This window comes from Streptomyces sp. NPDC060000, from assembly GCF_042737375.1.
Lineage (GTDB): Bacteria > Actinomycetota > Actinomycetes > Streptomycetales > Streptomycetaceae > Streptomyces.
The window spans coordinates 113,066-127,806 of record NZ_JBHWUU010000006.1 but is presented as its reverse complement, the minus strand read 5'-3'; the positions used below and the strand labels follow the sequence as shown (position 1 = coordinate 127,806).

Below are 14,741 nucleotides of genomic sequence, written 5' to 3'. Positions count from 1 at the left end.
GTCACTGCTCCTGGTGGTGCTGCCGGGTCGGGGGGAAGTCTGCGGTATCGGTGGTGTGTACGGCGAGCGTGCGGTCCGGATTCAGCCGTACGACGATGTGCCGGCGCCAGTTCGCGTCGTCGCGGTCGGCGTGGTCCTCGCGCCAGTGGCAGCCGCGGGTCTCCTCGCGCTGCCTGGCGGCGGCGACCAGGACCCGCGCCACGCACAGGAGGTTGGTGGCCTCCCAGGTGTCGACACCGGGCTCGGCCGTCTTGCCGTTCTCGTCGAGGGCGTCCCGGGCGTCGGAGTGCAGCCGCACCAGCTGGCCGGCCGCCTTCTCCAGGGATTCGGCGGAGCGCAGGACGCCCGCGCCGTCGGTCATGATCCGCTGGATGGCGAACCGGGCCTCCGGGGCGAGGAGCGGGTGGGCCGGCTTCTCGGGGTGCTCGACCGGCGCAGGCACCCGCGCGTGCAGACCGTCGTCCGCGCGGCTCGCCGCGATGTCGGCGACGATGCGTTCCGCGTAGACGAGGCCTTCGAGGAGCGAGTTCGACGCGAGCCGGTTCGCGCCGTGCACGCCGGTGCAGGCGACCTCGCCGCACGCGTACAGGCCCGGCACGGTCGTACGGCCGTGGGAGTCGGTGCGCACGCCCCCGGAGGCGTAGTGGGCGGCCGGGGCGACCGGGACGGGCTCGGTGACCGGGTCGATGCCGTGGACCCGGCAGGCGGCGAGGATCGTCGGGAAGCGGTGCTCCCACATGTCGGCGCCGAAGTGGCGGGCGTCGAGGAACATGTGCTCGGCGTCCTGCTCCTGCATGCGGCGCATGATGCCCTTGGCGACGATGTCCCGGGGCGCCAGCTCGGCCAGCTCGTGCTGCCCGACCATGAAGCGCACGCCGTCCGCGTCGACCAGGTGGGCGCCCTCGCCGCGCACGGCCTCGGAGACGAGGGGCTGCTGGCCCTCGGCGTCCGCGCCGAGGAACAGCACGGTCGGGTGGAACTGGACGAACTCCAGGTCGGCGACCTCCGCGCCCGCGCGCAGGGCGAGCGCCACACCGTCGCCGGTCGACACCGACGGGTTGGTGGTGGCGGAGAACACCTGGCCCATGCCACCCGTCGCGAGGACCACCGCGGGGGCGTGCACGGCGCCCACGCCGTCGTGCTGGCCCTCGTCCATCACGTGCAGGGTGACACCGGCGGTACGACCGCCGGCGTCCGTGAGCAGGTCCAGCACGAGCGCGTTCTCGATCGTGCGCAGGCCACGCGCGCGAACCGCCTCGACGAGCGCGCGGGAGATCTCGGCGCCGGTCGCGTCGCCGCCCGCGTGCGCGATGCGACGTCGGTGGTGGCCTCCCTCGCGGGCCAGCTCCAGGCCGCCCTCCTCCGCCTCGTCGAAGTGGGCGCCGGTCTCGATCAGCCGGCGCACGGCGTCGGGGCCCTCGGTGACGAGGATCCGTACGGCTTCCTCGTCGCACAGGCCCACGCCGGCCACCAGCGTGTCGTCCAGGTGCTGTTCGGGCGTGTCGCCCTCGCCCAGGGCCGCGGCTATGCCGCCCTGCGCCCAGCGGGTCGAGCCGTCGTCGAGCCGGGCCTTGGTGACGACGACGGTCTTCAGGCCGGCGGCCTCGCAGCGCAGGGCGGCGGTGAGGCCGGCGACGCCGGAGCCCACGACCACCACGTCCGCGGCGATGTTCCACCCGGGCTCGGGCGCGTGCAGTCGTATGCCTGTGCTGGTCACGAGGCGGCTCCGAAGGTGAGGGGGATGTTGTCGATCAGCCGGGTCGTCCCGACCCTGGCGGCGACGGCGAGGACGGCCTCGCCGGTGAAGTCGTCCTCGAGCTCGGTGATCTCCGTGAAGTCCGACGGGTCGACCAGCGCGAGGTAGTCCAGTTCCAGCGGCGGGTCCAGCCGGGCGGCTTCGTCGAGGACTGCGCGGGCCGCCGCGTGGACGGCCGCCGGGTTGCCGGGGGCGGCCTTGGCGACGGCGTGCGCGTCGGCCGCCGCTCGGGACTCCCCTATGGCACTGAGCGCCTCGGCACGCGCGTGGGTGGCGGGCACCTGACGCGCGCGTGCCCGCAGTGCCTCCTGCGCGGCATGCCGGTCGCGGCCCGCGAACAGGGCCTGGGAGAGCGCCAGCGCGGTGCGCCGGTCCTTGGCGGACAGGTAGCGGTTGCGGCTGGACAGGGCGAGCCCGTCCTCCTCGCGCACGGTCGGCACGGCGACGATGTCGACGCCGAAGTTCAGGTCCTGTGTCATGCGGCGGATCAGGGCGAGCTGCTGGGCGTCCTTCTGCCCGAAGAGGGCTGCGTCGGGCCGGGTGAGGTGCAGCAGCTTCGCGACGACGGTGAGCATGCCGTCGAAGTGTCCGGGGCGGGAGCTGCCCTCGAGGCGCTCCCCCATCGGGCCCGCGTCGATGCGGACCTGGGGCTCGCCGCCCGGGTAGACCTCGTCCACGGACGGGGCGAAGACGACGTCCGCGCCCGCCTGCCCGGCGAGCTTGAGATCGGCGTCCAGGGTGCGCGGGTAGCGGTCGAGGTCCTCGCCCCGGCCGAACTGGAGCGGGTTGACGAAGACCGTGACGACGACCTCGCCGTCCGGCCCGGCGAGCTCGCGGGCGGTGCGGACGAGGGTGGCGTGTCCCTCGTGCAGGGCGCCCATCGTCATCACGACGGCCCGGCGGCCGCCACGCGTGCGTGCGTGCAGTTCGTCGGCGGTGCGCAGCAGGGTGGTGGTCATCCGGCATCTCCTTCGGTGCCGTGCGTGCCCGGGGCACCGGGGTTCCCGGGAGTGCCGTGGGCTTCGTCGGCGAGTACCACGAGGAGGTCCTCGGCGAGCTCGGGCTTGAGGAGCCCGTGGGCGAGCGCGCGGTCGGCGGTCGCGCGGGCCATCGCCAGATAGCCGGCCACGGTCTGCGGGGCGTGCTCGCGCAGCTCGGCGATGTGCGCGGCGACCGTGCCCGCGTCCCCGCGCGCGACCGGTCCGGTGAGCGCCCCGTCGCCCGAGCGCAGCGCGTTGTCGAGGGCGGCACCGAGCAGCGGGCCGAGCATCCGGTCGGGGGCCTCGACGCCGGCCGCCCGCAGCAGCTCCATGGACTGGGCGACCAGCGTGACCAGGTGGTTGGCGCCCAGGGCGAGGGCCGCGTGGTACAGCGGCCGGTTCTCCTCGGCGATCCACTCCGGCTCGCCGCCCATCTCGATCACCAGGGCCTCGGCGGCCAGCCGCAACTCGTCCGGGGCGGTGACGCCGAAGGAACAGCCCGCCAGACGCTGGACGTCGACGGGACTGCCCGTGAAGGTCATCGCCGGGTGCAGGGCCAGCGGCAGCCCGCCCGCGCGCAGGGCCGGGTCGAGGACCTTCGAGCCGTACCGCCCGGAGGTGTGCACGAGCAGCTGGCCCGGCCGTACGGCGCCGGTCTCGGCGAGGCCCTCCACGAGCCCGGGCAGGGTGTCGTCGGGGACGGTCAGCAGCACCAGGTCGGCGCGCTGGAGAACCTCGGCCGGCGGGAGGAGGGGCACGCCGGGCAGCATCTGCGCGGCGCGCCGCCTGGAGGCCTCGGAGACGCCGGAGACGGCCACCGGGCGGTGTCCGGCGAGCTGGAGGGACGCGGCCAGGGCGGGACCCACCCGACCGGCGCCGACGACGCCGACGGCGAGCCGCGCGGGGCGGTCCCTGGGGTCTGGCTGTTGGACTGTACTCACGCGACGGGGGCCTTCCGTTCCAGTCCGCTCCGGGTACCGGACGATTTCTCGTCATGTTAACGCTATCCGTCGAAGAGGCATCCGGTTGTCCACAGGCTGTGGGTTATCCCACCCGCCCCCGACCAGCCGTCCGGCGGGTGGGGGCGGGGGGCTTGGGACGGGGGCGGGCGGGGCGGACGGCGGACGGACAGGCGGCGGGCGGGCGCCTGCAACGCCCGTGGCCCCGCGAGCCGCCGCACGGCATCATCCGGGGCATGACATACACGGCCGGGCAGGGCGAGGAGAAGTCGGCGCGGCAGCGCCTGCGGGAGCGGCGGGCGGTCGCCCACCGGGACGCCGAACGCGTCCTGTCGCGGGACGGGGCCCGGGGCACCCTGCGTGACCGGCTCGCGCTGCTGCACGAGGCCGCGCCGCAGGTCTACGACCTGGACGAGCCCGCGGACCTCTACGGCGACGGGATCGTGGCGGCCCTGGAGGAGCGGGTCGCCGGGCTGCTGGGCACGGAGGCCGCCGCCTTCTTCCCGACCGGCACGATGGCCCAGCAGGTCGCCCTGCGCTGCTGGGCGGGACGCACCGGCAACCCCACGGTCGCGCTGCACGCGCTGAGTCACCCCGAGGTGTGGGAGCGGGGCGCCCTCACCACCGTCAGCGAACTGCGCACGGTCCGGGTGACGCGCGAGCCCCGGCTGCCCACGGCCGAGGAGGTGCGCGACTTCGAGGAGCCCTTCGGGGCACTGATGCTGGAACTGCCCCTCAGGGACGCCGGCTATGTGCTGCCCTCGTGGGAGGAGCTGACCGAGGTCGTCGAGGCGGCACGCGAGCGTGACGCGGTGGTGCACTTCGACGGGGCGCGCCTGTGGGAGACGACCCACCACTTCGGCCGCTCCCTGCGGGAGATCGCGGACCTGGCCGACAGCGTCTACGTGTCGTTCTACAAGTCCCTCGACGGCTTCGGCGGCGCCGCGCTCGCCGGCCCGAAGACGCTGGTGGACGAGGCGAAGACCTGGCGGCACCGCTACGGCGGGATGGTCCTCCAGCAGTTCCCCACCGCGCTGTCGGCACTCGTCGGCCTGGAGCGCGAGCTGCCCCGGCTGCCCGCGTACGTGACCCACGCGCGTGTGGTGGCCGCCGCGCTGCGCGAGGGGTTCGCCGGAACGGGCGTGGCGTGGGCGCGTGTGCACCCCGGGGTGCCGCACACGCACGAGTTCCAGGTCTGGCTGCCGTACGAGGCGGATGTACTCGCCGAAGCGGCGGCGCTCCAGGCCGAGCGGACCAGGACGATGCTGTTCGCCGGCGCCTGGACCCGCGGCGGGCCGGGGCTGTCCTTCACCGAGGTCACCGTCCGCGCCGCCGGACTGACATGGACGGCGGACGACGTGAAGAGGGCGGTCGTGGACTTCGTTGGCCGGGTGACTGAAGTCGCCGACAGGGCCGGGTGACCGACGGGTCGTCAGCAGGGCAGGGTGACCGACGGGTCGTCAGCAGGCAGGGCGAGGCCGCGGGCGCAGCCGGCGGACCAGCGCCCGCCACAGCCGCCCGTGGGCGGGGCGGCCGGCGAGGACCGCGCGGAACTGCCCGTAGTCGCCCAGTTCGCGGATCACCTGCCAGTCGTGGGCGCCGGGCGCGGGCACGACTGGTTCGCCGTGCTGCCTGGCGCGGTAGGCGTCGAGGACGTACTCCTGCGTGATGCTCATGGCTGATCCCTCCAGGAACGAACGTGGTCTCCGCGGCCTCTTCAGGCTGTGCCCGGACGGGGCCGCGCGTCGCGTCGATTGACGGCGGTCGTCAATCGCCGACCGCGTTGTCACTGGTGGGGTGCACCATGAGGGCATGAGCCTGAGCATCGACATCGCGGGGCTGCGGCCGGAGAGGGTCGCGGTCGTGCCGTCGCCCCTGGCCGAGCTCGGCATGGCGCTGCACGCGCTGTCCGAGCCGGGGCACCATCCCGGCCTTCAGGGCTGGGTCACCGGCGTGACCGCCCGGCTCGACTCGCACCTGGCGGACCGGATGTGCGAGGCCGACTTTCTGTGGCGGACGACGTTCTCGGACATCTTCCTGCCGTACGCGGGCATCCCGGGCAGAAGTACGCTCCCCGGGGCCACGCTCGCCGAGGAGCTCGACCTCCTGGACAAACTGACGGACGAGCAGTTCGTGGACTCGGCCCTGGAGTTCACCTGTGCGCCCGGGTACGACGTGCCGAGCCCCAGCGTGCTCGCCGACCCGGCGCTGCGCCGGCGCGCCTTCGAGCTGGCCGCCACGCGCGGACCTCGGCAGGTGCGGTTCACCCGGCGGCTGCTCGACGATCCGCCACGCGTGCGTGGCTGGCTGCGGCAGTTCCTGGAGGACTGCGACGAGGCGTTCTTCGCCGACGTCTGGGCCCGGGTACGCCTTCCCCTCGCCGCGGACGCCCGCTACAAGACGGATCTCCTGCGCCGCAAGGGCCTCGCGGAGGCCCTCGCCTCGGTGTCCTCGGCCGTGACGCTCGACGTGGACGCCGCGCGGATCACCGTCGACAAGCTGGTCCAGGGCCGCAGCACCACCGGGGACGGCGGCCTGCTGCTGGTACCGACGAGCCTCGGCTGGCCGCACCTGATGGTGCTCCACCGGTACGGCTGGCAGCCGGTGCTCCACTACCCGGTCGGCTCGCCGGAACTGGCTTCACCGCCCTCGGTGGAGCAGCTGGCTCTGCGGATGACCGCGCTGTCCCACCCCGTCCGGATGCGGATCTGCCGACTGCTGGCCCGCAGCGCGTACACCACGACCGAGCTGGCCCAGGTGCACGGGATGACGGCCCCCGAGATATCCCGGCACCTCGCCGTCCTCAAGAAGGCGGGCCTGATCACCACCCGCCGGCGCGGCCGCTACGTACTGCACCAGCTCGACGTGACGGTGGTGGCCCGGCTGGGCAGCGACTACCTGGAAGGGATGCTCCGCTAGCCGTCGGCGCGAGCGCGGGGCCGCAGGGCCGTGGGGTCAGCCGTGGCCACCGGCCCGGACGATCCCCGTCTCGTACGCGAGGACCACCACCTGCACCCGGTCGCGCAGCCCCAGCTTGGTCAGGATGCGGCCCACGTGGGTCTTGACGGTCGCCTCGGACAGCACCAGCCGGGCCGCGATCTCCCCGTTGGACAGTCCCTGCGCCACCAGCACCATGACCTCGCGCTCCCGCTCGGTGAGCCGCTCCAGATCCTTGTGCCGGGGCTCCTTGCCGGTGCTGGGCAGCATCGGCGCGAACCGGTCGAGGAGACGGCGGGTGGTGGACGGGGCGACCACCGCGTCACCGCTGTGCACCGAGCGGATGGCGGCCAGGAGCTCACCCGGCGGTACGTCCTTGAGCATGAAGCCGGAGGCGCCCGCCTTCAGTCCGGAGAACGCGTACTCGTCCAGGTCGAAGGTGGTCAGGATCAGCACCTTCGGCGGTTCGGGCTCGGCGCAGATGCGCCGGGTGGCCTCCACACCGTCCAGCTTCGGCATGCGGACGTCCATCAGCACGACGTCGACCTCCGTGGAGCGCACCACCTGGAGGGCCTCGACACCGTCGCCCGCCTCCGCCACGACCTCCATGTCCGGCTGGGCGTCGAGAACCATCCGGAACCCGGTGCGCAGCAGCATCTGGTCGTCGACCAGCATCACGCGGATCGTCATCGAGTCCTCTTCCGTTTCTTCATCTTCTGTGATGGGGGGCGTGACAGGTGTCACCAAGGGGCGTGCGTCGGTGTCAATGCGCGGGTTTGAGCGGAAGCAGGGCGCTGATGCGGAATCCTCCGCCGGGCCGCGGGCCCGCGTCCAGGGTGCCGCCCACCATGCCGACCCGCTCGCGCATCCCGATCAGGCCGTGGCCCGCGCCGTCGGCGCCGCCCTCCTCGTAGAGCTCGTGCGGGGCGCCCTTGCCGTCGTCCTCGACCAGCAGGCCGAGACCGTCGTCGAAGTAGACCAGGCGCACGCTCGCGCCCGTGTTCGGCCCCCCGTGCTTACGCGTGTTCGTCAACGCCTCCTGCACGATGCGGTAAGCCGTCAGCTCCACGCCACTGGGCAACGGCCTCGGCGTGCCCTCGACCTTGAAGTCCACCGGCAGGCCCGAGCCGCGGCACTGCTCGACGAGGTCCTCGATCTGCTCGACGTCCGGCTGCGGCACGTACTCGCCGCCCTCCTGGTGCTCGCCGGTACGCAGCACGCCCAGCAGGCGGCGCATCTCGGCGAGGGCCTGACGGCCCGTGGAGGAGATCGTCTCCAGCGCCTTCTTCGCCTGGTCGGGCGCGGCGTCGAGGACATAGGCGGCGCCGTCGGCCTGCACCACCATCACCGACACGTTGTGCGCGACGACGTCGTGCAGCTCGCGCGCGATGCGGGCGCGCTCGGCGGCGACCGCGACCTTCGCCTGCGCCTCGCGCTCCTTCTCCAGACGCGCCGCGCGCTCCTCCAGCTGCGCGAAGTACGCGCGACGGGTGCGAATGGAGTCGCCCAGCACCCAGGCGAGGGCGAACGGGACCGTCTGGAAGACGATGACCGCCACCTGGCCCGGAACGCTCGCGTTCTCGTGCGGCCAGCGCACCTGCGCCAGCGTTGCCGCGCTCAGCGCCATGACCAGCGCGAGCCGGGAGGCCCAGCGGGCGCCGGTCGCGGCGACCGTGTAAACGATCACCAGCAGGGCGAAGTCGGCCGCCGTGACCCCGACGTTCAGCACCAGCTGAGCCAGTCCGAGCGCGGCGGCGAGCACCAGCATCTGCTCAGGCATGCGCCGACGCAACGCGATGACCAGGCACAACAGGAACACGACCGGCACCAGCAGCGCCATGGAGTCAGTGCCGCCGCGGTCCTGACCGGCGGTTCCGGCAGCAGCGGAGATCCCGAACAGGACGAGGGCCCAGAAGCCGTCCACCCCGGTCGGGTGTCTGCGAAGGAAGTCATAGAGGCGCTGCACGTGACCCAGCGTAGGGAAGCCCGATGCGTGCAGGGGTCAACCGGAGGGCCGATCCGGTCCGGGCCCGTGTACTCCGCAAGGTGGATGCCGTGATCACCTGTACGCCTAGTCTGGCCGGGTGGCGGACGAGGTGACGGGCGCGGACGAGTGGCGCGGCTGGCGGGCGGCGACGCAGACCGCGCTGTACGGCGTGGACGGAACGGGTGGCTTCTACCGGCGGTCTGAGGGCCCGGCCGGGCACTTCCGCACCTCCGTGCACGCGTCGCCGCTGTTCGCCGAGGCCGTGGCCCGGTTGCTGTGCCGGGTCGACGAAGCGCTGGGGCGGCCCTCGTCGCTCGACTTCGTCGACATGGCCGCCGGGCGGGGCGAGCTGGTCACCGGTGTCCTGGCCGCGCTCCCCACCGGGGTGGCGGCACGCACACGCGCGTACGGCGTCGAAGTCGCCGACCGCCCCGCTGGCCTCGCTCACCGGATCGAGTGGCTGCCCGTGCCGCCACGAAGGATCACCGGGCTGCTGTTCGCCAACGAGTGGCTGGACAACGTGCCCGTCGAGGTCGCGGAGGTCGACTCCGCGGGGGTCACCCGGCTGGTGCTCGTCCGCGACAACGGGGCCGAGCGGCTCGGTGAGCGGGTGTCCGGCGTGGAGGCGGAGTGGCTCGCGCGATGGTGGCCGCCGACGGGCGAGGAGGGGCTGCGGGCGGAGATCGGGCTGCCCCGGGACACGGCGTGGGCGTCCGCCGTGGCCTGCGTCGAAAGCGGGCTCGCGGTGGCGGTGGACTACGCGCACACCGCGGACGCACGCCCCCCGTACGGCACGCTCACCGGCTTCCGGGAGGGGCGCGGGACGGCACCCGTGCCGGACGGTTCCTGCGACATCACGGCCCATGTCGCGCTGGACGCGTGCGCGGCGGCGGGAGGGGCGGCGGCCGGGGCGGGGACGGGGACGGGGACGGGGACGGGGCAAACGGCGGCGGACGGCGAAACGGCGGGCGCATCACGAACACGGTCCGGCGCGCGCCTGCTCGCGCAGCGCGCCGCTCTGCGCGCCTTGGGCATCACAGGCGCACGCCCCCCACTCGCGCTGGCGTCCACCGACCCCGCCGCGTATGTGCGCGCCCTCGCGACCGCCGGGGAAGCCGCCGAGCTGCTCGCGCCGGGCGGACTGGGCGACTTCGGATGGCTGCTCCAGCCGGTCGGGATCCCCGACCCACTGGACCCGCCGGATCTGCTGCACCCACTGGATCCGAAACCCGAAACCGACTGAGCGCTACTTGTCGATGTCTCCCACCACGAAGAACATCGACCCCAGGATGGCCACCATGTCCGCGACCAGAGTGCCCGGCAGCAGTTCGGTGAGCGCCTGGATGTTGTTGTACGAGGCCGAGCGGAGCTTCAGCCGGTACGGGGTCTTCTCGCCCTTGCTGACGAGGTAGTAGCCGTTGATGCCGAGGGGGTTCTCGGTCCACGCGTACGTGTGCCCCTCGGGGGCCTTGAGGACCTTCGGGAGCCGCTGGTTGATCGGACCGGGTGGCAGCTCCCCCAGCCGGTCCAGGCAGGCGTCCGCGAGGTCGAGCGCGTTGTGCGCCTGCTCCAGGAGGCACTCGAAGCGCGCGAGACAGTCACCCTCGGTCCGGGTCACCACTTTCAGGGTGTCCTGCAGCTCCCCGTACGCGAGATAGGGCTCGTCCCGGCGCAGGTCGAAGTCGACGCCCGAGGCGCGCGCGATCGGTCCGCTCACGCCGTACGCGTGCACGTGCTCCGGCGCGAGCGTTCCCACGTCCCGCGTGCGCCCCCGGAAGATCTCGTTGCCGAGCACGAGGTCGTCGAAGACGTCCATGCGGGAACGGACGGCGGCGACGGCGCCACGCGCGCGTGCGGTCCATCCGGCCGGCAGGTCCTCCTTGAGACCGCCGACGCGGTTGAACATGTAGTGCATGCGCCCGCCGGAGACCTCCTCCATCACGTTCTGGAGCACCTCGCGCTCACGGAAGGCGTAGAAGACCGGAGTGATGCCGCCCAGCTCCAGGGGGTAGGACCCGAGGAACATCAGGTGGTTCAGCACCCGGTTCAGTTCGGCGAGCAACGTGCGGGTCCACACCGCGCGCCCGGGGACCTCCATGCCGAGCATCCGCTCCACCGCGAGGACCACGCCCAGCTCGTTCGAGAACGCCGACAGCCAGTCGTGGCGGTTGGCCAGCATGATGATCTGGCGGTAGTCGCGCGCCTCGAACAGCTTCTCCGCGCCGCGGTGCATGTAGCCGATCACCGGCTCCGCGTGCCGGATGCGTTCGCCGTCCAGGACGAGCCGCAGCCGCAGCACGCCGTGCGTGGAGGGATGCTGGGGGCCGATGTTGAGCACCATGTCGGTGCTCTCCGCGGCACCGCCGATCCCGACCGTGGTCTCGGTGCTCTCCGACGTAGGAGTCATGGGCACAGTCTCCCTCACGTGCACTCCTACGTACGCTGACGGTATGGAAACGGGGAGCCCGGGTGGCACGGAGACGACGACGGCCGGACCGGTGTGGACCGGACTGCCGCCGGGACTGCTGCGGATGCGACGGCTGTTGCTGCTGGTGTGGCTGGGGCTGACGGCCATCGGCACCGGGCTGCTGCTCGGTCTGCTCGCCGGTCCCGCGTGGGCCGCGTTCGCGCTGCTGCCCCTGGCCGGCATCGGATGGGGCTGGGTGCTGCTCGGCCGCAACTGGCGCTCCTGGCGGTACGCCGAGCGCGCCGACGACCTGCTGATCAGCCGGGGCGTGCTGTGGCGGGAGGAGACCGTCGTGCCGTACGGGCGCATGCAGCTCGTCGAGGTCACCTCCGGGCCGGTCGAACGGCACTTCGGGCTGGCCAGCGTCCAGCTGCACACCGCGGCCGCCGCCACCGACGCGGCCATTCCGGGCCTGGACCCGGCCGAGGCGGAACGGCTGCGCGATCGGCTCACCCAGCTCGGCGAGGCCCGATCGGCGGGGCTGTGACCACCCCGGGCGTCGAGGACGGCACACCCGACATACCCCCCACCTCAGCCGCACCAGAAGCCGCAAGCACCACATTCACGGCAGACGCGTCAGGCGCGTCAGGCGCGGCGGACACACCCGGCACCCGCTCCTCGTCGCTCGTCACCGAGCGCCGGCTGCACCCGGTCACGCCGTTCCGGCGGGCGTGGGCGCCGGTCGCGGTGGTCGTCGGGTGGGCCGTGCACGACCCCAACCAGGCGCAGGAGCAGCTGACCCGGCTGACCACCACGACCCTGCTGATCGCGCTCGCCGTCCTCGTCCCCGCGGCCTCCCTCTACGGCTTCCTGACCTGGTGGTTCACCCACTTCTCGGTGACCGAGAGCGAAGTGCGCATCCGGACCGGTCTGCTGTTCCGACGTGCCGCGCACATCCGTCTGGAACGCATCCAGGCGATCGACGTCAGCCGGCCGTTGCTGGCGCGGATCGCGGGCGTCGCGAAGCTCCGGCTCGACGTGGTCGGCGCCGAGAAGAAGGACGAACTGGCCTTCCTGGGTGAGGAAGAGGCCCGCGTACTGCGCGCCGAGCTGCTCGCGCGGGCGGCGGGCTTCGCGCCCGAGACGGCGCACGAAGTGGGCGAGGCACCCGCGCGGGAGCTGTTGCGGGTGCCCGCGCGCGAGCTCGCGATCGCGCTGGCGCTCACCGGCGCGACCTGGGGCGCGCTGCTCGCCGCGCTCGTCGTGCCCCCGGTGCTCTGGCTGGCCACCCACAGCGTGTGGACGGTCCTCGCGACCGGCGTGCCGCTGCTCGGCGCGGCGGGCGCGAGCAGCGCGGGACGGTTCGTCGGCGAGTACGACTGGACGGTCGGCGAGTCGCCGGACGGACTGCGGATCGACCACGGGCTGCTGGACCGTACGCACGAGACGGTGCCGCCCGGTCGGGTGCAGACCGTGCGGATCGTCCAACCGCTGCTGTGGCGGCGGCGCGGCTGGGTGCGGGTGGAGCTGGACGTGGCCGGCTCGGCCAACTCCGTGCTCGTGCCGGTCGCCCCGCGTGAGGCCGCGGAGGCTGTCGTCGCGCGCGTGCTGCCCGGCGTGGGCGTCCCGGCCGATGCCTCGCTGTCGCGTCCGCCGCGGCGGGCCGGGCGGTGTGTGCCGGTGTGGTGGCGGGGCTACGGGATCGCCGTCACGGACGCGGTGTTCGCCACCCGGCACGGCCTGCTGCGCCGCAGCTTGGCGCTCGTCCCGCACGCCAAGGTGCAGAGCGTGCGGCTGACGCAAGGGCCCTGGCAGCGCCTCTGGCGGCTCGCGGACGTCCATGTGGACACGGGGGCCGACAAGACCGTCACAGCCCGGCTGCGGGACGCACAGGAGGCCGCCGAGCTGCTGCGGGCGCAGGCCCAACGCTCGCGGACCGGGCGCCTGGACGCCCGGCCCGACCGGTGGATGGCGTAGGGCACCGCCCGGACCGCGCCCCGTGCGGCTGCGCGCGGGGCGAGGCGTCGTCAGGAGACGGCGCTGCGCAGTCCCTGGAGGTCGATGTGCTCCGTCTCGTCGTGGGCGGTCAGGTCGATCACCTGACCCACACCGCGCGACGCCTCGTCCACCGGCTTGAACTCCGCCTCGGACTCGGCCTTGTGCAGGGCGAGGGCCTCCTGGCCGACGACATCGGCGAGGTCCTCGTTCTGCACGGCCTCCAGGGCGTGGTGCGACGCGCTCTTCGTACCGAAGAAGTCGAACCCGCCCTCGGCCGTCGGGCGCCGTAGCGGCTGCGCGGCCGGTACGACGGCCACCGCGGTCGGCACCGCGAAGTGACCGGAGGGACGGCGCTGCACGGCGCCGGCGGAACGGGGGACGATCGCCCCGGCCCCGGCCCCGGCTTCGACGTCGGCAGCCGACCCGAAGGCAGCTGCGGAGGCGGAGACCTCGGCGGGAGCGGAGGCGGAGGCCCCGGTGGGAGCGGAGTCCGGGGCCCGAGTGGGCCGGACGGGCTCCGCGTCGTCCGCGAGCTCGCTGACCGCGGCCGCTTCAGCCGCGTTCCCGTCCGCGTCGCCCGTTTCCGTGGCGACGGGAGCCTCGTCCTGCGGGGTCCGGTCCTGCGGGGTCCGGTCTTTCGAGAACGCGTCGGTCTCGGCAGCCTGGTGGGGGGCGGTCGCGCGCGCGTGCTCGTCGACCGCCTCGGGATTCCCCTGTGCTTCGTCCTCCTGCTCGGCCTCCGCCTCGCCGCGGGCGGCTGTCACGCCGACGTCCGCGGCAGCCGCCTGCGCGGGCTCCGTCTCGGCGTGGTCCTCGATGTTCGAGGACCTGACGCCGTCGGAGCCGAACCGGGCCAGGGCCGCCTGGGCCCGCAGGAACAGCTTGGACCCCTCGGGAGAGAAGACGGCCGAAGCCTTCGGCCCCTCGTCGGGCTCACCGGCCTTCTCAGCCTTCTCGGCCTCATCGACGGACTCAGCGGCCTCGCCGGACGCGTCCGTCCCGGCCGTCGCTTCGTCCTCGGCATCGACGGGGCCCGTGCCCTCCGTGCTTTCGGCGTCCTCGGCATCGCGAGCGTCGACCGCGTCCTGCGCGTCGACCGCCCCGCGCGTGCCGACCGCGCCGGTCGGCGCCGCGTCCTGCGCCGCGCGCGCGGCGGGCAGCGCGGGCGAGGGGGCCGCCTCTATCTCGAGCAGACGGCGGCCCTCCAGGGCGCTGGCACGCTCGGTCTCGGCCGTGGCGTAGCGGCGCAGCAACGCGGCATGTTCGTTGCGCAGGCCCGCCAGTTCGGCGCGCTTGGACCGCAGGCGCTGCTCCAGCTTGACGCGCAGCTCACGCGATTCGTCGAGGTCGCTCTCCAGCTCGGCGACCCGTTCCTCGTAGCGCCACTCGTCGCTCGCACGCGAGCGTGCCAGGTCGGCGACCTGTCTGCCGGCCTGCATGTCCCAGCGGCGCATCACGACCGCGCCGAGGATCGCCGTCGCCGCGGCGGCCGCGGCCAGACCTCGGAGCGCCGCCTGTTCCGTGAACACCCAGGGGCCGAGGGCGCAGACAAGGGAGACGCCTGCGATTGCCGAGGGAGGTAGCAGCCTGTGCAAAGGCGGTGAATGGCGGTGACGTCCACGTGGCATGGCCAGAAACTTACCGCGCGTAGGCGAATGTTGGCGCCGCGCCCCGCAAAAACACGGCCATACCGAAGTCATCACGAGACATCAGGAAA

At 73.4% G+C, this 14,741-nt stretch carries 13 protein-coding genes; 5 read left to right on the top strand and 8 right to left on the bottom strand.

The genetic code is table 11. The features are described 5' to 3' along the window. Nucleotide 1 precedes the first annotated feature (1 nt). The 3 genes from ACFWBB_RS05735 to ACFWBB_RS05725 are packed head-to-tail and all read right to left on the bottom strand — an operon-like array spanning nucleotide 2 to nucleotide 3,677. Nucleotides 2–1,717, bottom strand: coding sequence for an L-aspartate oxidase (locus ACFWBB_RS05735; protein ID WP_385267388.1), 1,716 nt, complete (start codon nucleotides 1,715–1,717; stop codon nucleotides 2–4). After that, nucleotides 1,714–2,715, bottom strand: a complete 1,002-nt coding sequence (gene panC, locus ACFWBB_RS05730) for a pantoate--beta-alanine ligase (protein WP_385267385.1) — start codon at nucleotides 2,713–2,715, stop codon at nucleotides 1,714–1,716. Before panC ends, ACFWBB_RS05735 begins: the two co-directional genes overlap by 4 nt. Beyond that, nucleotides 2,712–3,677: a Rossmann-like and DUF2520 domain-containing protein gene (locus tag ACFWBB_RS05725; protein ID WP_385267383.1), complete on the bottom strand. Its 966-nt coding sequence runs from the start codon at nucleotides 3,675–3,677 to the stop codon at nucleotides 2,712–2,714. Before ACFWBB_RS05725 ends, panC begins: the two co-directional genes overlap by 4 nt. 254 nt (nucleotides 3,678–3,931) lie before the next feature. Here ACFWBB_RS05725 and ACFWBB_RS05720 point away from each other — a divergent pair, with 254 nt between their 5' ends. Then, nucleotides 3,932–5,116, top strand: a complete 1,185-nt coding sequence (locus tag ACFWBB_RS05720; RefSeq protein WP_385267380.1) for a threonine aldolase family protein — start codon at nucleotides 3,932–3,934, stop codon at nucleotides 5,114–5,116. Between the two features lie 39 nt (nucleotides 5,117–5,155). Here the strand turns inward: ACFWBB_RS05720 and ACFWBB_RS05715 are convergent, their stop codons facing one another. Next, nucleotides 5,156–5,371, bottom strand: a complete 216-nt coding sequence (locus ACFWBB_RS05715) for a hypothetical protein (protein ID WP_385267378.1) — start codon at nucleotides 5,369–5,371, stop codon at nucleotides 5,156–5,158. 136 nt (nucleotides 5,372–5,507) lie between these two features. Between ACFWBB_RS05715 and ACFWBB_RS05710 the strand changes: the two genes are divergently transcribed. Further along, entirely contained in the window at nucleotides 5,508–6,614 is a 1,107-nt protein-coding gene (locus ACFWBB_RS05710; protein WP_385267376.1) for a DUF5937 family protein, read from the top strand. Nucleotides 6,615–6,650: 36 nt separating this feature from the next. Here ACFWBB_RS05710 and ACFWBB_RS05705 read toward each other — a convergent pair whose 3' ends face one another. After that, complete coding sequence (locus tag ACFWBB_RS05705) at nucleotides 6,651–7,322, bottom strand: response regulator (protein ID WP_385267374.1); 672 nt, start codon at nucleotides 7,320–7,322, stop codon at nucleotides 6,651–6,653. A gap of 73 nt (nucleotides 7,323–7,395) precedes the next feature. Beyond that, a complete protein-coding gene (locus ACFWBB_RS05700; protein ID WP_385267371.1) occupies nucleotides 7,396–8,598 on the bottom strand; it encodes a sensor histidine kinase in 1,203 nt (400 codons plus the stop codon). Nucleotides 8,599–8,716: 118 nt separating this feature from the next. Here ACFWBB_RS05700 and ACFWBB_RS05695 point away from each other — a divergent pair, with 118 nt between their 5' ends. Continuing rightward, nucleotides 8,717–9,862 (top strand): SAM-dependent methyltransferase, encoded by a 1,146-nt coding sequence (locus tag ACFWBB_RS05695; protein ID WP_385267367.1) that lies wholly within the window; start codon nucleotides 8,717–8,719, stop codon nucleotides 9,860–9,862. 3 nt (nucleotides 9,863–9,865) lie between these two features. Here the strand turns inward: ACFWBB_RS05695 and ACFWBB_RS05690 are convergent, their stop codons facing one another. Then, nucleotides 9,866–11,026: an NADH-quinone oxidoreductase subunit D gene (locus tag ACFWBB_RS05690; protein ID WP_385267364.1), complete on the bottom strand. Its 1,161-nt coding sequence runs from the start codon at nucleotides 11,024–11,026 to the stop codon at nucleotides 9,866–9,868. Nucleotides 11,027–11,069: 43 nt separating this feature from the next. On the opposite strand from ACFWBB_RS05690, the gene ACFWBB_RS05685 reads away from it, so the two are divergent. Next, nucleotides 11,070–11,573 carry a PH domain-containing protein gene (locus tag ACFWBB_RS05685; protein WP_385267362.1) on the top strand — a complete coding sequence of 168 codons (504 nt, stop codon included), beginning with the start codon at nucleotides 11,070–11,072 and terminating at the stop codon, nucleotides 11,571–11,573. 155 nt (nucleotides 11,574–11,728) lie between these two features. Continuing rightward, the gene (locus ACFWBB_RS05680; RefSeq protein ID WP_385267483.1) at nucleotides 11,729–13,003 is read left to right on the top strand and encodes a PH domain-containing protein; all 1,275 of its coding nucleotides are present in this window, start codon (nucleotides 11,729–11,731) and stop codon (nucleotides 13,001–13,003) included. Between the two features lie 50 nt (nucleotides 13,004–13,053). On the opposite strand, the gene ACFWBB_RS05675 is transcribed toward ACFWBB_RS05680, so the two are convergent. Then, the gene (locus ACFWBB_RS05675) at nucleotides 13,054–14,652 is read right to left on the bottom strand and encodes a hypothetical protein (protein ID WP_385267359.1); all 1,599 of its coding nucleotides are present in this window, start codon (nucleotides 14,650–14,652) and stop codon (nucleotides 13,054–13,056) included. Between the last annotated feature and the right edge of the window lie 89 nt (nucleotides 14,653–14,741).